The sequence below is a fragment of the Streptomyces sp. SCSIO 75703 genome (assembly GCF_036607905.1).
GTDB lineage: Bacteria > Actinomycetota > Actinomycetes > Streptomycetales > Streptomycetaceae > Streptomyces.
Window position 1 is genome coordinate 397,788 of sequence record NZ_CP144555.1, and the last position, 17,543, is coordinate 415,330.

Below are 17,543 nucleotides of genomic sequence, written 5' to 3' on the forward strand. Positions count from 1 at the left end.
GCGATGCCGGGGGCCGGGCGGTCAGGCCGTCGCGTCGACCAGGGCCAGGTCGTGCAGCCGTTCCGGCGGGCCCGGACGGGCGTAGTACCAGCCCTGGGCCGTGTCGCAGCCCAGCAGGCGCAACTGCTCGGCCTGCGCGCCGGTCTCCACGCCCTCCACGGTGACGGAGAGGTCCAGGCTGTGGGCGAGCGCCACGATCCCCTCCACGATCTTCAGGTCGACGGGGTCGGCCGGGAACCGCTGCATGCTCTGGGTGAAGGAGCGGTCCAGCTTCAGGACGCTCACCGGGAGCCGGCGCAGGTTGGCCAGGTTGGAGTAGCCGGTGCCGAAGTCGTCCAGGGCGATGTCGACGCCCATCTCGGCGAGCCGGCGCAGCGGCTTGAGCAGGTCGTCGTCGGCCCCGATCAGCGCCGACTCGGTCACCTCCAGACAGAGCGCGTCGGGTTCGACGCCCGCCCGCTCCAGGATCTCCACGGTGTCCTGCACCAGAGCGGGGTGCGTGAGCTGGCAGGGCGAGAGGTTGACGTTGATGCGCAGCGGGGCGGGGGCGCCGGCGGTGCCGTACCGCTCCCGCCAGGTGCGGGCCTGGCGTACGGACTGCTCCAGTACCCAGCGTCCCAGCGGCACGATCAGTCCGGTGTGCTCGGCGAGCGGGATGAACCGGTCGGGGCCGAGCACCCCGTGCTGCGGGTGCAGCCAGCGCACCAGGGCCTCGGCGCCGCGCACCCCGCCGTCGCCGAGGTGCACCAGCGGCTGGTACTCGATGAAGAACTCGCCCCGCTCCAGCGCCGCCGGGAGCGCGGTGGTCAGCCCGTGCCGGGTGATGACCCGCGCGTCGGCCTCCGGGTCGGCCAGCTCGTAGCGGTTGCCGCCGGCCGACTTGGCCCGGTACATGGTGATGTCGGCGCTGCGCAGCACCTCCGCCGGGCTGCGCTCCCCCGCCGGTCCCTCCACCACGCCGATGCTGCCGCGCACGGTCAGTTCCCGGCCGTCGACGCTGATCGGCGCCAGCAGCGCGTTCATGATGCGGGTGGCGAGCGCGTCGACACCGGGACCGGTGTCGGGGCCGGCGGTGAGGGCGACGAACTCGTCGCCGCCGAGGCGGGCCACCATCTCGCCGGGCGCGGTGGCGCACGCCTGGAGCCGGTCGGCGACCTCGACCAGCAGCCGGTCGCCGGCCGCGTGGCCGAGGCTGTCGTTGACGGTCTTGAAACCGTCGAGGTCGAGGTAGCACAGGCCGAAGCGGTGTCCGGGTCCGGCCGCCAGGGCCTTCTCCAGGCGTTCGAAGAAGAAGCTGCGGTTGGGCAGGCCGGTCAGCGCGTCGTGCGTGGCCTCGTAGCGCAGCCGCAGGTTGAGCAGCCGGCGTTCGGTGGTGTCCTCCATCAGCGCGAGCTGGTACTGCGGGCTGCCGTCGGCGTCGCGCAGCAGGGAGACGGTCAGGTTGGTCCACAGGACGGTGCCGTCGGGCCGGTAGAAGGCCTTCTCCACGTGGTAATGCTCGCGTTCGCCGCGCACCAGCTCGTCGTGGAGCCGCCAGGTCTGCGGGGCGTCGTCGGGGTGGGTCCAGTCGCGGACCCGGCGGGCGCGCAGCCCGGTGTCGCTGAGGCCGAACATGCGGGTGAGCGCCCCGTTGACCTGGAGGATGTTGCCCTCCAGGTCGGCGATGCCGATGCCTATCGCCGCGCCCTCGAACACCGCCCGGAAGCGGGCCTCGCTGGCGTGCAGCGCCTCGGCCACCACGCCCTGGGCCTTCATCGCGGCCTGGGCGATCGCCTCCTGTTCGGACAGGGTTCTCTCGCGCAGGGCGGCGGCGAACCCGGCCGCCATGGCGTGCTGCGTCCGCGCCGAACGGGCCCGCAGGTGCTCGGGGTCGCCGTCCTCGCCGCAGTACAGCACCAGGTAGGCGTCGACGCAGTCCAGCGTGCGGGCGAGGGCGTCGGGGTCGGTGCAGTGGGCGTCGACGAGGGCGGCGCCGACCGCGCGGGCCTCGGGCGCGTCGAAACCGCGGGCCCGCAGGACCTCCCGCAGCCGGCGGGCCAGCGGCAGCAGCCGCTGCTCGAACTCCGGCCGGGTGGACGAGGTGGAGGCCACCGGGTAGATCGCGCGGCTCCAGATCGTCGCGAACCGGCGCAGCCTGTCCTCCGGCCCGCCCGGCTCCGCGGTCATGCGGTACGCCCCACGCCGGCGAGACCGGAGAACGCGTACGGGTCGTCGTCCTCCGCCGCCTCGGGCCGCCAGCGCGGCATCGCCACCAGTCCGGGCTCCACCATGTCGTACCCCTCGAAGAACCGCGCGACGTCCTCGCGCGAGCGCATGATCAGCGGGTTGCGGATGTTCTCGTACACGCCGGCGGCGCCGTCGCCCCGCGCCGCGAGCGACGGGACCCCGTCGAAGGAGGCGTGCGTGAGGACGAGCAGGCTGCCGGGGGCGAGCGCGTCGCGCAGCTCGGCGACGGCCGCGTACGGGTCGTCCGCGTCTTCCACGAAGTGCAGTATCGCAACGAGCAGGAGGGCCACCGGCCGGTTCAGGTCGATGAGCCGTTCCACCGGGGCGCTGGAGAGGATCTCCGCGGGCTTGCGGAGGTCGGCGGCGACGACGTCCGCGTCCGCGTTGCCGGCCAGGACCGCCTGGCTGTGCGCGACGGCCACCGGGTCGTTGTCGACGTAGACCACGCGCGCGCCGGGCCGGCTGCGCTGGGCCACCTCGTGCACGTTGCCGAAGGTGGGGATGCCGGAGCCGATGTCGAGGAACTGGGTGATGCCCTCCTCCTCGGCGGCGTAGCGCACGGCACGCCGTAAGAACGCCCGGTTCGCCCGCATGATCCCGGGAAGTCCCGGCAGGAACTCCATGGCCCGGCGGGCCGCTTCGCGGTCGACCTCGAAGTTGTGCGAACCGCCCAGGTAGAAGTCGTAGATGCGGGACACGCTCGGCACCGTGATGTCGATGCTCCGAGGGGCCCAGGCGGGACGCTCCATCCAGCTCTCCAAGGCATAGCGATCCGGTGTTCGAGCCGAGGCTACTGATCGTCCGCCAAACGGGCGAGCCCAAACGGAAATTGACCGTCCGTTCCCGGTCACTGCCCCCGGCACGTGCCCCACGCCAACCTCGGGCAAGGCACGGCAAAGGCACGTGAAACGGGCCGCCCTCCTCCGCCGTGCGGCGGAGGAGGGCGGCCCGGGGGCCGTACGCCCGGTGGTGCCGTGGAGCCGCGCCCGCCGTCGCACCTCCCTTCGGGTGGGGGTGGGCCGGGGCGGGCGCCGGGACGGTCCCGGGGAGGGGGGACCGTCGTACCGCTACGGAGCGCCGACCGGCTTTCCGTCCGGGGCGACGGCGTACCACGTGCCGCCGACGCCCTGGCCGTTGGTGTCGCCGGGCTTCTCGTCGCCGACGAAGGTGTAGACGGGCCAGCAGCTCACCGTCTGCTGGGCGGCGCCGTCGGGCCGGCTGAAGGCCATCAGGTTCTTCTTCACGACGCCCCTGGTGTCGCCCTCCTCGACGGGCGCGACGACGGGCCACTTCTCCAGGCACTCGCCGGTGCACGCCGAGACCGGCTTGGGCCACGCCTCGTCCTTCATGAAGCGGTAGACGGTCATGCCGTCCTTGTCGACGACGATCTCCCCCAGCTTCGGGTCCTCGCGGGTGGACAGCCCGGGGGCCTTGGCCTTCTTTCCGTCGGGGGCGAGCGCGAACCACTTGTCGTTGACGCCCTGGCCCTTGACGTCGCCGGCGGCGCCGTCCTTGGCGTAGCGGTACGCGGGCCAGCCGGCGATGGTGAGCTGCCTGGTGCCGTCGGCGCGGGTGACCTCGCCGAGCAGCGCCTTGTCGATGCCCTCGCCGGCGAGGGCGTCGTCGGCGGCGACCGGCGGCCAGGCGGTGGCGCAGTCGGCCTCGCACGTCGTCTTGGGCGGTTTGGCGGTGTCCTGGTCGAACCGGTAGAGGGTGCGGCCGGTGCCGTCGGTGACCAGCTTGCCGATCACGGCGTCCGTGGAGACGGACAGCTTGCCGGCGGGCACGGCCGGGGCCGCCTCGGCTGGTCCGCCCGCGCCGGTCCCGGAGCCGGTGCCGATCTCGCCGACGTCGCCGGGGGCGGCCGTGGCGCCCACGTTCCGGGCCGCACCGCCGCCGTCCTGGCCGCAGGCCGTCGTCAGCGCCAGCACCGACACGGCGATCGCCGCGAGCGAGGCGCTCCGCCAGGAGGTCTTCATCGTCAATCCCCGATCATCGCAGAGGTGTTGCAGCGCCCTGCTGCGCCGCGGCACGACCCTGGGTACGCACGCGGGTGCCGGTGGTGTTCAACTCGGGCACGGATTTCTTCCGGCCCGCCGTTCGCCGGTCCCGCCGGTGCCCCCGGTGACGCCGTGGCACCCGTCGTTTCGTACGCGGGTACGAGGGACGCGGGTACGGCGGTCCGGGCGGCGGGCGGGGGCGGTCCGCGATCCGGGGCGGGCAGGTTCCCTCATTAGGGGCAATCGCCGGGTACTGCGGCGCGGCCCGGCCCGGCGCCCTCCATGATCTGCGACGTGCCTGCACCCGAATCGCCCCGATCCCCCGCCGCCTTACGGGCGTTGACCCTGGTGACGCTGGTGTTCGCGTTCGCCGGCGCCCCCGCCGACCCGGTGCGGGCCGACGCCTGCGCGTGGGCGGTGACCGGCCCCGGCGGCACCGAGGCGGTGGCGGTCGCCGGAAGCCCCCCGTGGCCCGGCCTCCCGCCGTGCCCCGCGCCGACGCCGACGCCGACTCCACCACCGCCCCCGCCCCCGCCCCCATCGCCGCCGGAACCGGTGCCGCCGAAGCCCGCGCCGCCGGCGACGCCCACGCCGCCGCCCGCGGTGGAGCCGCCCGCGCCCAGGCCGCCCCGGCCGGCCCCGGAGCGCCCCGCGCCGCCCCCGGCCCAGGCTCCCCCCGCCACACCCGCGCCCCCGCCGGCTCCCACGCCCACGCCGTCGGCCACCCCGACGCCCCGCCCGTCGCTGACCCCGGTGCGCTATCCGCGCCACCGGGCCGCCCCGGCGCCGCGGCGCTCCTCGCGCGGGACCACCTCGCCCCTCGTCTTCGTCCTGCTCATCACGGTGCCCGCGGTGGTCGCCGTCGCCGCGCTGCGCGCCCGCTGACCCCCCTGGAGGAACCTCCGTGCCGGAATGGCTTGTTCTCACCCTCGCGATGCTGGCCGCCTGTGTCGTCGTCGTCATCGTCACCCTGCTGCGGCAGCGCACCGCCTCCGACGACGAGGACATCACCGAGACCCCCGACGTCATCGAGTACATGACCATGTGGATCGGCGTCGTGTACGCCATCGTCCTGGGCCTGGCCATCGCCGGCGTCTGGGAGGCGCGCAGCGCCGCCGAGGACCACGTCCAGGCGGAGGCCGTCGCGCTGCACGAGGTCTCCGAGCGGGTGCGGATCTACCCGCCCGAGGTCCGCGACCGCATTCGCGCGGATGTCAACGCCTATGTCGGACACGTGGTGACCACCGAGTGGAAGACGATGGCCGACGAGGACCGGCTGACCGAGCGCGGCACCGAACTCCTCGCCCGGGTCCGCGCGGACGTCACCGACTACGAGCCGCGCGACGACTTCGAGGCCCAGGCGTACCAGCCGCTCGTCGACCAGGTCGCCGCGGCGGACCAGGCGCGCAACGCCCGCGCCGACGCGACCGGGTCCACCATGCCGGGAGTGGTGTGGTTCGGGCTGATCGTGGGCGCGGTCGTCACCGTCGGGATGGTCTTCGCGCTCCAGATCCGGCGCACGGCCCGCGAACTGGTGCTCGCCGGGCTGTTCTCCGCGCTGATCGCCTTCCTGCTCTTCCTGATCTGGGACTTCGACGCGCCCTACAGCCGGGGCGTCGCCGCGACGACGGAACCGTTCCTGAACCTGTTCCCCGGCGCCGGGGGCTGACCGGAGCGGGGCGATCCTCTCGACACGGAGGGGCGACACCCTCCGCACGGGCCGGCCGCGTCCCCCGCGCGGCCCACGCGGCTGACCCGTTCGCGCGACTGGAATCGCGCCACCCGGCGTGTCTTCCTAGCGTTTCGGGCATCGAGGTGCTTTCCCGGCGCGAGCGGAAGAGGTCCGCGGCCCGCTCCTCGACCCCCGGAGGCTCACCATGCGCGCGCTACCCGTCGCCTCGGCCGCCCTGCTGGGCGCCGGCGTCCTCGCTTCCTGCGCCCCGGCCGCCGGAGCCGGCGGCGGCGTCACGCCGTTCGGCTTCAGCGTCCATCCGTCCGTCGTCGCCCCCGGCGGGGAGGTCACCCTGCGCGTGGAACGCGACCGGGGCGGCTGCCGGGGCCGGGCGACGGTCGAGTCCCGGGTGTTCGACACGGTGACCATCCCGCGCACCGAGTCCACGGCGAAGGCCGAGGTGTACCGGGACGCCCGGCCCGGCACGAGTCACGAGGTGGCGTTCACCTGTGACGGCGCGCGCGGCACCACCCGGATCACGATCGCGGGCGGCGGCCACTCGTACCCGCCGTCACCGACGCACCACCCCAAGGGCGTGCACGCGGGCGAGGGCGGCAGCGTCGCCGGCCTCGACCTCACCCGGATCGGCCTGGGCGCGCTGCTCGTCGCGGGCTCGCTCGGCGCCGCCCACCGCTTCACCCGCCGTCGCTCCGCCGGGGAGGAGTCCTGAGGGCGCCCCCACGGACGCGGTGCTTCGCCCGGACCCCTCGGGAAGGTCCGGGCGAAGCGCCGTGCGGGGAGGGCCGAGCGGACCGGACGTGCGACACCGGTCCGCGCGCCGAAGGGGCGGCCCCGGCCCGTACGGGTCCCGCCTCCCCGGCGGCGGGACCCGTACGGGCCGGGGCCGGGGCTCAGATCCGCCGCTCGGACCGGCGGCGCATCCAGAACAGGCCGCCGCCCGTGACGGCCGCGGTCACCAGCCCGCCGCCGATCGCCATGTCCGCCGGGGTCGCGCCGCTGGTGCTGCTGCCGCCCAGACCGCCGCGGACGCCGCCGATGACGGTGAAGGCGGCCGGCCGGGTCAGCCGCCGGCCCGAGCAGTTGACGGTGATGTCGTACGAGCCGGGACGGGCCTCCTCGTCGATGGTGGCGGTGCCCCGGGAGGTCTCGTTGGCGCCCCGGACCGGCGTCAGGTGCGTGGTCCGGAACGCGTCCGAGGTCATCGTGCCGCCCTGCGGGCACCCGTCCACGGTGACGGTGAGCCGGCCGCCGCGGGCGATGACGCTGGGCAGCGCCACGATGTTGCTCGGGGTGTCGTGGTGGTCGCCGCCGGCGGTGGCCGTGGGTGCCGCCAGCCCGAGGACGGCGACCGCGGCTCCGGCCGCCGCCAGGGCACGAGACTTGCGCATGTGATCCTCCGCGGAAGACGCCCCGGGACCCGTCCCCGGTCGATCGGCGAGTAAGCGTCTTCGGCAAAACCCTCAGTTCCCGGGCACCGCACCGCATGTCGGGGCTGGTCCGTCCCGGTGAGCGGCGTTCTGGGCGGTCACCGCGCCGCCGGTCATCGCCGCAGGTCACACACCGTCACCCGCGTCCGGCCGGGGGAAATACCGCCGCCCGCGCGGAAGAGGGGGCCGTGCCACCCGTTCGCATCCGCCCCGTCGCCGCCCGGGTGCGCCGCGCTTAGCGTTCTCGTACGCGCGAACGCCCCGGCGACGGCCGGGGCGAGAGGGGATGGCCCATGTCTGCGTCGGAGCTGGCCGAAGAGGAGGAGCGGCGGCGCAAGCGCGCTCCCTGGGGCGTCGTGGCGCTGGTCCTGCTGACCGGCCTCGCGCTCATCCGCAACGGCTCCGGGGAGTTCGACGAGGGCCCGCCGCAGCCCGCCTCCGCGGCCGCCGCGGACACCCGCGCCGTGGAGGCCCGGTCCCCCGCGGCGGGGCCCGCCCCGCTGCCGTACGGGCTGCCCGACCGGGTCACGATCCCCGCCATCCGGGTCGACGCGCCGGTCATGCCGGTCGGCCTGGACGCCGAAGGCTGGGTGGACGCCCCGCCGGCGGAGGACCCGAACCTGGCGGGCTGGTTCTCGGGCGCCGTCACCCCGGGCGAGAAGGGCACCTCGGTCGTCGTCGGCCACGTCGACAACAAGCAGGGCCCCGCCGTCTTCTACGGACTGGGGGCCCTCGCGAAGGGCAACCGCGTCGAGGTGTCCCGGCAGGACGGGAAGACCGCGGTGTTCGAGATCTACGGCATCGAGGTCTTCGCCAAGGACGACTTCCCCGGCGACCGGGTCTACGCCTCCAAGGGCGCCCCGGAGCTGCGGGTCATCACCTGCGGCGGCGGCTTCTCCCAGCAGAACGGCTACGAGGGCAACGTCGTCGCCTTCGCCCGTCTGGTCGAGGTCCGCTGAGCGGTCCCCGGCCGGACGGGCGGGCGCCCGGAATCAGGTGAACTGCCGTCGGGGCACGGTGAGGTGGTAGCCGGAGTCCAGCAGGCGCGGCAGGTAGGAGCGCAGGGCGTCGACGCTCTGCGAACGGTCGCCCCCGGCGTCGTGCGAGAGCACCACCACGCCGGGTGCGGCGCCGCTCTCGATCCGCTCGATGATGGTGCCGGTGCCGGGGGTGGTCCAGTCGAGGCTGTCCACGGTCCAGGCCAGCGGCTCCATGCCGAGGTCGGCGCCGAGCTGGAAGACGGAGCGGTTCCACGCCCCGTAGGGCGCCCGGAACCACTGGGGGCGCTGCCCGTAGACCTTCTCGACGATCTCGCTGGTGCTCTCCATCTCGGAGCGGATGCGTCCGCGTGTGAGGCCGGTGAGCAGCGGGTGGGTCCAGGTGTGGTTGCCGACGACGTGCCCCTCCTCGGCCATCCGCGCCACCAGGGCGGGGTGCGCCTGCGCCATCTCCCCGCAGACGAAGAAGGTGGCGCGGACGTCGTACTCGGCCAGCGTGTCGAGGATCCGGGGGGTGTAGCGGGGGTGGGGGCCGTCGTCGAAGGTGAGCAGCATGGTGCGCCCGCTGCCGGTCATGCGCAGCAGTGGTTCGCTGCGCACCGCGGGGCGGCGCGGCGCGGGCCGGGGGGCGCCGTGGCCGGTGAGCGGGTCGAGCCGGTAGGCGGAGGGTGTCAGGGGCAGGGACGGCACGGTGCCAGGGGCGGGGGCGGAGACGGGCGGCCCGGCGGGCGGTGTTCCCCGGCCCAGCGCGAGCGCCCCGGCGGTGCCGGCCGCGGTCACGGCCGCCGCGCCGGCGAGGAGCGCGCGGCGCCGCGTGAGCAACTGGTCCTTCGTCATGTGTCATGACTCGCCCGGTGGGGCACCGGCGCACCTGAGCAACACCGGGGCGGCGGTGCGATTCCACCCGCCCGGCCGAGCGGGCGGGCCCGCGCCGGCGCGCGGCGGGGGGCTCGGGGCGGGCGGCGGGAGCCGGTGCGGAGGTCCCGTGCGGAGTCCGCGGAACGCCTTTCGCCGTCGGCGGCCGTGCGCCATCATGATCGGCCGTCAGCCGTTGCCGACCACGAAGAGGTGAGGCGCATGGCCGGGCTCCGCATGGGCGAGGGCATTCTGCGGCGCAAACCCATCGAGAGCATCGAGGAGACGGAGGGCGGCGCCGGCACCGGTCTGGTGCGGTCGCTCGGGCTGTGGCAGCTCACCGCGATCGGTGTGGGCGGCATCATCGGGGCGGGCATCTTCACCCTGGCAGGGACGGTCGCCAACGGCACCGCCGGTCCGGCGGTCCTGGTGTCGTTCCTGATCGCGGGACTGGCGAGCGCGGCGGCGGCGCTGTCGTACGCCGAGTTCGCCGGGATGATCCCGAAGGCCGGTTCGGCCTACACGTACGGCTACGTGGTGCTCGGCGAGTTCGCGGGCTGGTTCATCGGCTGGGACCTGCTGCTGGAGTACACGGCGATCGTGGCGGTGGTCGCCATCGGCATCTCCGGCTACTTCAGCTTCCTGGTCGGCGAGATGGGGGTGGACCTGCCGCAGTGGATGCTGGGCGCCCCGGGCACCGGCGAGGGGCACCGGGTCGACCTGTTCGCGGCGGTGCTCTGCCTGCTGATCGCGTACCTGCTGACGCTCGGCATCCGCAACGCGGCGCGTTTCGAGATGGTCGTGGTCGTGCTCAAGGTGCTGGTGGTGCTGCTGGTGATCGCGGTGGGTGTCTTCCACATCGACACCTCGCACTACAACCCGTTCTTCCCCTACGGCGTCGGCGGGGCGTTCACGGGCGCGGCGACGGTGTTCTTCGCGGTCTTCGGCTACGACGCCATGTCGACGGCGGCCGAGGAGTCCAAGGACGCGCGGCGGCACATGCCGAAGGCGATCGTCTACTCGCTGGTGATCTCGATGGTGCTGTACGTGGCGGCCTGCCTGGTGCTGACGGGCATGCAGGACTACCGGGACATCGACAAGGAGAGCGGCTTCTCGACGGCGTTCAAGTCGGTGGGGCTGGGCGGTCTGGCCGACGTCATCGCGGTGGGCGCCATCATCGGCATCCTGACGGTGATGTTCACGTTCATGCTGGGCGTGACCCGGGTGTGGTTCAGCATGAGCCGGGACGGGTTGCTGCCCAAGTGGTTCGCCAAGACGCACCCGACGCGGCACGTGCCGACCCGGGTCACCTGGATCGTGGGGGCGGCGTCGGCGGTGATCGCCGGTTTCCTGCCCATCGGCGAGGCGGCCGAGCTGACCAACATCGGCATCCTGCTCGCCTTCGTGGTCGTGTGCACGGCGGTGATCGTGCTGCGCTACCGGCGGCCGGACCTGCCGCGGTCCTTCCGCACCCCGTGGATGCCGGTGGTGCCGGCGCTGGGGGTGATCTTCTCGATCTGGCTGATCACCTTCCTCCGGTGGCAGACGTGGGTGCGGTTCGCCGTCTGGTTCGCCCTCGGTGTGGTGATCTACTTCGCGTACTCCTACCGGCGCTCGGAGCTGGCGCGTTCGCGGCGGCCGGCGGACGGTTCCGGCCCCGGCTGACGCGGTCCCGGCCGGCGTCCGCCCGTCCGGTGCGCCGGGCGGCCGGCCCGGTCGCCTCGCCGTCCCCGGCGGAGCCCGGTCACCTGGCCATCACCAGCCCGTCGCGGGCGGCGCCCCGGGCGAGCACCGCGTCGCGGACACCGTCGCGCACGGCGCGCACGTCGGCGCCCTCCTCCAGCGCGCGCCCCAGGTTCACCACCCGTCCGGCGTCCACGTCGAACAGGTGCGGGACGAACTCGGCCCGGGTCACCCGCCAGCGCTGCCCCGGCCTCGCGGGCGGGGCGAAGGTGAAGCGGGCGAGGGAGGAGGCGTTGCCGAGCCGCCCCGCGCCGTCGGCGCCCTCGCCGGCGATCTGGTGGCCCGTCCCGTAGACCACCCAGGTGCCGTTGACCTTCTCGTACGGCTGCGGCGCGCGGGGGCGGGTGCCGAGGAGGAGGTCGACGGCGGGCAGCGTGCCGGCACGGGCGGCGGTGAGGGAGCGGGCGAGGGCGACCTGCCGCTCGTCGGGTGCCCGCTGCTCCTCGGTGCCCCAGTGGAGGGAGACGACCACGACGTCGGCCCCGGCGGCGCGGGCGGCCCGCGCGTCGTCGGCGACGCGTGCCTCGTCGAGGAGGCCGACGGACCAGGGCCGTGCCGCCGGCCGGCCGGTGTCCGTGGTGTAGGAGAGGTGGGCGACCCGGGCGGTGCCCGCGTGCAGGACGTCGGTCGTGTGGGCCTCGGCCTCGGTGCGGGCGGTGCCGGCGTGGCGGACCCCGGCCCGGTCGAGGGCGTCCAGGGTGCGGGCGACGCCGTCGGCGCCGTCGTCGAGGCTGTGGCCGGAGGCGGTGGCGCAGCCGTCGTAGCCGGTGGCGGCGAGCGCCTCGGCCAGTTCCGGCGGGGAGCGGAAGACGGACCGGGCCGGGTGGTCGCCGTCGGGGCCGACGACCGTCTCCAGGTGGCAGAGGGCGAGGTCGGCTGCGGCGACCGCGGGCCGGGCGCCGGCGAGCAGGGGCCGGAAGTCGTGGCCGGTGCCGCGGGCGTCGAAGCGGGCCCGCTCGACGACCGCGGCGTCGGGCAGGACGCCGCCCGTGGCGACCAGGGTGAAGGCGCCGGTGTCCGCGGCGGGCGGGGCGGGGCGGGCGTCGGGCTGGTGTCCGCGCGCCTGGCAGGCGGCACCGGCGGCGAGGAGGGCGGTCAGGGCCAGGGCCACCTGGCGGCTGCGTGTGATCATCCGTGCACTCCGCTGTGGTCGGACTCACCGAAAACAGTCACATTTACGCACGAACAGGTAAGGAGGCTGCCGCGGTCACCGGCGGCACCGACACGCCGTTTAACCCGACCGGCGTGCGCGATCGGGGTGCGCCGACCGTTCGTCGAACCGTTCGTCGACGCGATCGACCGTCCGTCGCACGCCGCTGCGCGCGCCCTGTCCCCGGCGGGCACCCTGCGATGCCATACGGCCATGACGGCCGGAATCACCCTCCCCACCCTGACCACCGCCGAGCACGAGCTCGCCGCCCTCCAGCGCGAGCACGGCCGGCCGCTCTTCGCGCTGCTGCTGCGGCTCTGCGACGGAGACCGGCAGCGCGCCGAGGACCTCGTGCAGGAGACCCTCGTCCGCGCCTGGCAACACCCCGAGGCCCTGCGCGCCGACAACTTCGACTCCGTACGGCCCTGGCTGCTCACCGTGGCCCGGCGCCTGGCCATCGACGCGCGCCGGGCCCGGCAGGCGCGGCCCGCCGAGGTCGGCGACGCGGTGCTGGAGAACGCCCGGGTCGCGGCCGACCACGCCGAACGGGCCGCCGCCGCCCTCGACGTCCGCCGCGCTGTGAAGACCCTCACGCCGCGCCACCGTGAAGTCCTGGTGCTCGTGTACTTCCAGGGGGCGAGTGTGGCGGAAGCCGCGGCGACCCTCGGCATCCCGCCCGGTACCGTGAAGTCCCGCGCGTACTACGCGCTGCGCGCCCTTCGCCGGGTGCTGCCGGGATACGCCGCCGACCTGCGGTGAAACCGACTGCCGGGTCAAGCCTCCGCAAAGCGCCTTGCCCGGGACCCCGGTGGGGTAATCGGCTGTCCTCGTCCGTGTCCGGACCGGGGGCCCGCCCCCGTCGGGCGACGCGCGCACCGGAGGAGGGCAGGAAGGGATGCTGCACAGAGGTCACGAGAGTACGGAGGGGCCGGACGGTAACGAACTCACCGTCCCCATGGCCTGGTTGTACGCCGAGTACATCGCCGACGAGTTGCTGCGCACCGGGGATCTGATGCCGCCGACGTCCTTCGAGTTCCGGGCGGGGCGGGACGCGCTGGCGCTGACCGTCTTCCTCTCCGGCGCCGACGGGGAACTGTGCGGCATCCGGGTCGTCACCCGGCTGGAGACGTGGCTGGACCTCACGGCCTACGACCGGCCCTGGCACACCTGGGTGGACCGGCGCCTGGCGGAGGTCGGGGCCGCCGGGCCGACGGGCGGGCGGACCGCGCCCGACCTCGCGCTGGCCCGCGCCGCCTGGCGCTGGCTGCGGGAGACCGAACTGCTCGCCCCGGACCTCGACGCGGTGCCCGGCGGGACGTCCGGCGGGACGCCGGCGGCCGGCGAGGACGAGGGCCCCCAGGTGTGGACACCGGCCTGGCGACTGGGCCTGCCCCTCGGCCACCTCGCCATCCACCTGTTCTAGGCCGCCCCACGTCCCTCCGGGAACGCGGGCAAACCGGGTCGGGTGGGGTGGTTTTCGGCCCCGGCGGGCCCGGGTCCGCCGCCCGCCGGACATTTCCTCGGCCGGCGACCAATCCGCGCGGCGAACCGCTCCGAAGGTCTTCATCACCGTCTGGTTTCGATTCGGTACGTGGCTTGAGTGATTCGGAGGTGCGCTGCGTACGGGTGGGAGCACGGAGTAACCCCACCCGCACCCAACGGCACGAGGATTCGGCATGAGGTCCCTGGAAAGGCATCGCGACGTCGGCGCCTACGCGCTCGGCGTGCTGGACGAGGCGGAGGCGTTCCGCTTCGAGGACCACCTCATGGAGTGCCCCCGGTGCGCCGCGCAGGTGACCGAATTCGGTCCTGCCGCACGGCAGTTGATGCTGTTCCGGGAGGCCACGCCGCGGCTCGTGCCGCCGCTGGCCCGGCCCGCGCCGAGGATGCTGGACCGGCTGGTGGGCGCGGTGGCGGCCCGCCGCCGGGCCGGCCGCCGGCGGATGCTGTACGCCGTGGCCGCGGCGGTCGTGTGCGCCGTGGCCGGACCCGCCGTGGTGCTCCTCGCCGCCCCGGCCGGCGATCCGGGGGCGCGCTTCGCGGCGACGGACGAGCGGACCGGGGTGTGGGCGCGGCTGACCACGCAGGACCGGGCGTGGGGCACCGACGTGGAGATCGAGGTCGAGGACGCGGCGGGGCCGCGCACCTGCCGGCTGGTCGCGGTCGGCGGCGACGGTTCGGAGCAGACGGTGGCCACGTGGAGCGTCCCCGGCCACGACGCCCGGCCCCACACCCTGCGCGGCGGGGCCGCGCTGCGCCCCGACGACATCGTCCGCTACGAGGTGCGCACCACGGAGGGCGACCGGCTGGTGACGCTGGCCCCGAAGGAGGCGGCCCGGCCGTGATCCCGGGGCCGCCCGCTACTTGAGGAGCCGGGACAGACGCCGGTCGGCGAGGGGCCGGCCGCCGGTCTGGCAGGTCGGGCAGTACTGGAGGGAGGAGTCGCTGAAGGAGACCTCCCGGATGGTGTCCCCGCAGACCGGGCAGGGTTCGCCCGTGCGCCCGTGCACCCGCAGCCCGCTCTTCTTCTCGGCCTTCAGCCGCCCCGCCGCCAGGCCCCGGGAGCGCTCGACCGCCTCGGTGAGCGTGGTGCGCAGGGCCGTGTGCAGGCGGGTGGTCTCCTCCGGGGTGAGGGAGGCGGCCAGTTTGAACGGGGACATCCTCGCGGCGTGCAGGATCTCGTCGCTGTAGGCGTTGCCGATGCCCGCGATCAGGCTCTGGTCGCGCAGGGCGCCCTTGACCTGCCGGCGCTCGGTGCGCAGCAGCGCGGCGAGGCGGGCCTCGTCGAAGTCGTCGGCGAGCGGGTCGGGGCCGAGCCGGGCCACGCCGGGTACCAGCGTCGGGTCGGTGACGACGTACACGGCGAGCCGCTTCTGGGTGCCGGCCTCCGTGAGGTCGAAGCCCGCGCCGGTCTCCAGGGCGACGCGTAGCGCGAGGGGGCCCTTGCCGGGGCGGGGCACGCCGTCGGGGAGGGGGTCCTGCCAGCGCAGCCAGCCGGCGCGGGCCAGGTGGGTCACCAGGTGCGGGCCGTCCTCGGTCGCCACGTCGAGGAACTTGCCGTACCGGTGGACGGCGGTGACCCGGCGCCCCTCCAGGGCGGCGGGCGCGGGATCGTACGTCTTCAGGACGCTGATGGCCACGGGCAGCACCCGGACGATCTCACGGCCGGTGAGGTGCTCGGTGAGGAAGTCCCTGAGCGCCTCGACCTCGGGCAGTTCGGGCATGGGTCCAGGGTGCCACCCCGGGCGGGAGTCCGCCGGGCTCAGCCGTCCCGGGGGGCCAGCACGAACTCGGCCCAGACGCACTTGCCACCCCCGCGCGCCTCCATGCCCCAGGCGTCGGCCAGCGCGTCGACCAGCAGCAGTCCGCGTCCGGACACCCCGGACTCCCCGGCGTCGCGGCGGCGGGGCAGGGCGCTGGAGGTGTCCTCGACCTCGACGCGCAGCCGCCGCTGCGGTCCGGTGAGGACGCGCAGGGTGACGTCGGCGGGGCCCTCCGTGTGCACGAGGGCGTTGGTGATCAGCTCGTCGGCGACGAGTTCGATCTCGTCGGACCGGGAGTCGGCGCCCCAGGCGCGCAGCGAGGCGCGGACCAGGTGCCGGGCGTCGGTGAGCGCGTCGGCGTCGCCGGCCGGGACGTGGCGGCGACGCCGTCCGCCGGTGCGGGGCGCGTCGAGTCCGCGCCGGCGCAGCAGGAGCAGGGCGACGTCGTCGTCGCCGCGGCGTTCCTCGGCCACGTCGATGAGCCGGTCGGCGAGGTCGCGCACGTCGGGCGGGCCGGAGTCGACGAGGGCGGCCAGCACGCGCAGTCCGTCGTCGAGGTCGGCGCCGGGCTGTTCGACCAGTCCGTCGGTGCAGAGCAGCAGGGTGTGGCCCGGGTCCAGCTCGATGGTGCCGACCGGGTAGGCGAGCCGGTCGAACTCGGCGGAGAGCCCGAGCGGCAGCCCGCCCTCGACGGGGACCCGGCGGCAGATGCCGTCGCCGTCCCGTACGAGGGGGTCGAGGTGCCCGGCGCGGACCGCCTGGACCACCCCGGTGGCGAGGTCGATCTCGGTGTAGAGACAGGTGGCGAAGCGGTCGGTGTCGAGTTCGTGCAGGAAGACGGAGGCGCGTGCCATCACCGTGGCCGGGGGGTGGCCCTCGGCGGCGTAGGCGCGCAGCACGATGCGGAGCTGGCCCATGACGGCGGCGGCGTGGGTGTCGTGCCCCTGGACGTCGCCGATGACGGCGCCGACCCGGCCGCCGGGCAGCGGGATCAGGTCGTACCAGTCGCCGCCGATGTCCCGGCCGAGGGCGCCGCCGATGCTGGCGGCGCGGTAGCGGACGGCGACGTCGCAGCCGGGCACGCTGGGGATGGTGCGCGGCAGCATGGCCTGCTGGAGCCCCTCGGCGAGGTCCGTCTCCTGCTCGTAGAGCATGGCCCGCTGGAGGCTCTGGGCGATGCTGCTGCCGAGGGCGACCAGGACGTTGCGCTCCTCGGTCGAGAAGCCGTGCCGGTCGCTGTAGAGCAGGCCGAGGGCACCGATCGGCCGGGCCTGGGCGATGAGCGGCAGGTAGGCGGCGGAGGTGACGCGCAGGCCGGTCAGGTGCGGCCACAGGATGGGGTAGCGCTCGGCGAACTCCTGCGGCGACTCGATGAAGCGGGGGCTGAGGGTGCGCACCGCCTCGCTCATCGGGTAGGGCTCGTCGACCCGGGTGACGCGGGTGCCGGGCACGAAGCTGCCGTCGGGGCCCTCGGCGACCAGGAGGATGCGGTCGGCCTCCACCAGGCCCATCACGACGCTGGCGGCGCCGAGGTGGGTCAGGCCCTGGGTGTCCTTGAGGACGTCGATGACGTCGTCGACGGTGCGGGCGTGGGCGAGGGCGGCCGTGGTGAGCTGCACGACGTTGGTCTGCTGCCGGCGGGCCTCGTCGAGGGCGGCCCGGTCGCGGCGGGCCGCGAGGTCGCCCAGTTCCTCGGTGGCGTCGCGCAGGATGCCGATGATGCGGCGGGGGCGGCCCTCCCCGTCGCGCCGGATGCAGCCCTGGGTGTGGCTCCAGCGCAGGGTGCCGTCGCGGCGGCGGATGCGGAAGTAGGTGCCGTAGTTCTCGCCGCCGTCCTTCATGGTCCGCGCCACCAGGGTGTCCAGGCGCAGGCCCTCGGCGCGGGGCACCCGTACGGCCAGCGACTCGGGATGCCCGTCGTACTCCCCCGCACGCAGGTCGAACACCTCCAGGGCCCGGGTGTCCAGGTGCAGCAGCCCGGTGTCCAGGTCCCAGTCGAAGGTGCCCATGCGGTTGAGCGCCAGGATCGGGTCCGGATGGGCCGGCCGCTCGTCCGGGAGTGACGGGGCGCTCGCTCCCCGATCAGCCATGGCCCCACCTTGCCAGGATTTGTCCGAATTCTCGACTTCGCTGCCGGGCCCGGACCGGCGGAGGGGCACCGGCCCCGGCGGGGTACCCGGGGCCGGCA

At 74.8% G+C, this 17,543-nt stretch carries 16 protein-coding genes; 8 read left to right on the forward strand and 8 right to left on the reverse strand.

Annotated elements, in window-relative coordinates; all coding sequences use genetic code 11:
- Window positions 1-21: 21 nt before the first annotated feature.
- The 3 genes from VM636_RS01860 to VM636_RS01870 form a co-directional block, all read right to left on the reverse strand.
- Complete coding sequence (locus VM636_RS01860; protein ID WP_338483011.1) at window positions 22-2,166, reverse strand: EAL domain-containing protein; 2,145 nt, start codon at window positions 2,164-2,166, stop codon at window positions 22-24.
- Entirely contained in the window at window positions 2,163-2,975 is an 813-nt protein-coding gene (locus VM636_RS01865) for an SAM-dependent methyltransferase (RefSeq protein ID WP_053912818.1), read from the reverse strand. Before VM636_RS01865 ends, VM636_RS01860 begins: the two co-directional genes overlap by 4 nt.
- A 318-nt stretch (window positions 2,976-3,293) precedes the next feature.
- On the reverse strand, window positions 3,294-4,205 hold the full coding sequence (locus tag VM636_RS01870; protein ID WP_053912819.1) for an SCO0930 family lipoprotein: 912 nt from the start codon (window positions 4,203-4,205) through the stop codon (window positions 3,294-3,296).
- A 774-nt stretch (window positions 4,206-4,979) separates the two neighbouring features.
- Between VM636_RS01870 and VM636_RS01875 the strand changes: the two genes are divergently transcribed.
- The 3 genes from VM636_RS01875 (at window position 4,980) to VM636_RS01885 (ending at window position 6,628) form a co-directional block, all read left to right on the forward strand.
- Window positions 4,980-5,111, forward strand: a complete 132-nt coding sequence (locus VM636_RS01875) for a hypothetical protein (protein WP_037859692.1) — start codon at window positions 4,980-4,982, stop codon at window positions 5,109-5,111.
- Between the two features lie 19 nt (window positions 5,112-5,130).
- Window positions 5,131-5,895, forward strand: a complete 765-nt coding sequence (locus VM636_RS01880; protein WP_078856243.1) for a DUF4239 domain-containing protein — start codon at window positions 5,131-5,133, stop codon at window positions 5,893-5,895.
- Between the two features lie 208 nt (window positions 5,896-6,103).
- Window positions 6,104-6,628: a hypothetical protein gene (locus tag VM636_RS01885; protein WP_053912821.1), complete on the forward strand. Its 525-nt coding sequence runs from the start codon at window positions 6,104-6,106 to the stop codon at window positions 6,626-6,628.
- A gap of 181 nt (window positions 6,629-6,809) precedes the next feature.
- On the opposite strand, the gene VM636_RS01890 is transcribed toward VM636_RS01885, so the two are convergent.
- Window positions 6,810-7,307 carry a hypothetical protein gene (locus VM636_RS01890; RefSeq protein WP_338483012.1) on the reverse strand — a complete coding sequence of 166 codons (498 nt, stop codon included), beginning with the start codon at window positions 7,305-7,307 and terminating at the stop codon, window positions 6,810-6,812.
- A 332-nt stretch (window positions 7,308-7,639) separates the two neighbouring features.
- Between VM636_RS01890 and VM636_RS01895 the strand changes: the two genes are divergently transcribed.
- Window positions 7,640-8,305, forward strand: coding sequence for a class F sortase (locus VM636_RS01895; protein ID WP_030422892.1), 666 nt, complete (start codon window positions 7,640-7,642; stop codon window positions 8,303-8,305).
- Between the two features lie 33 nt (window positions 8,306-8,338).
- On the opposite strand, the gene VM636_RS01900 is transcribed toward VM636_RS01895, so the two are convergent.
- Window positions 8,339-9,181: a polysaccharide deacetylase family protein gene (locus tag VM636_RS01900; protein WP_030422891.1), complete on the reverse strand. Its 843-nt coding sequence runs from the start codon at window positions 9,179-9,181 to the stop codon at window positions 8,339-8,341.
- A 240-nt stretch (window positions 9,182-9,421) separates the two neighbouring features.
- On the opposite strand from VM636_RS01900, the gene VM636_RS01905 reads away from it, so the two are divergent.
- Window positions 9,422-10,864 carry an amino acid permease gene (locus VM636_RS01905; RefSeq protein WP_338483014.1) on the forward strand — a complete coding sequence of 481 codons (1,443 nt, stop codon included), beginning with the start codon at window positions 9,422-9,424 and terminating at the stop codon, window positions 10,862-10,864.
- Between the two features lie 79 nt (window positions 10,865-10,943).
- On the opposite strand, the gene VM636_RS01910 is transcribed toward VM636_RS01905, so the two are convergent.
- Window positions 10,944-12,074 (reverse strand): CapA family protein, encoded by a 1,131-nt coding sequence (locus VM636_RS01910; RefSeq protein ID WP_338483016.1) that lies wholly within the window; start codon window positions 12,072-12,074, stop codon window positions 10,944-10,946.
- A 231-nt stretch (window positions 12,075-12,305) separates the two neighbouring features.
- Between VM636_RS01910 and VM636_RS01915 the strand changes: the two genes are divergently transcribed.
- From VM636_RS01915 to VM636_RS01925, 3 genes are all read left to right on the forward strand, one after another.
- On the forward strand, window positions 12,306-12,851 hold the full coding sequence (locus tag VM636_RS01915) for a sigma-70 family RNA polymerase sigma factor (protein WP_030422888.1): 546 nt from the start codon (window positions 12,306-12,308) through the stop codon (window positions 12,849-12,851).
- A gap of 136 nt (window positions 12,852-12,987) precedes the next feature.
- Complete coding sequence (locus VM636_RS01920) at window positions 12,988-13,515, forward strand: hypothetical protein (protein WP_338483017.1); 528 nt, start codon at window positions 12,988-12,990, stop codon at window positions 13,513-13,515.
- A gap of 253 nt (window positions 13,516-13,768) precedes the next feature.
- The gene (locus VM636_RS01925) at window positions 13,769-14,437 is read left to right on the forward strand and encodes a zf-HC2 domain-containing protein (protein ID WP_030422886.1); all 669 of its coding nucleotides are present in this window, start codon (window positions 13,769-13,771) and stop codon (window positions 14,435-14,437) included.
- 15 nt (window positions 14,438-14,452) lie between these two features.
- On the opposite strand, the gene VM636_RS01930 is transcribed toward VM636_RS01925, so the two are convergent.
- Both VM636_RS01930 and VM636_RS01935 read right to left on the reverse strand, forming a co-directional pair.
- Window positions 14,453-15,316, reverse strand: coding sequence for a DNA-formamidopyrimidine glycosylase family protein (locus VM636_RS01930; protein ID WP_338483020.1), 864 nt, complete (start codon window positions 15,314-15,316; stop codon window positions 14,453-14,455).
- 38 nt (window positions 15,317-15,354) lie between these two features.
- A complete protein-coding gene (locus VM636_RS01935; RefSeq protein WP_030422884.1) occupies window positions 15,355-17,445 on the reverse strand; it encodes a SpoIIE family protein phosphatase in 2,091 nt (696 codons plus the stop codon).
- Window positions 17,446-17,543: the final 98 nt, after the last annotated feature.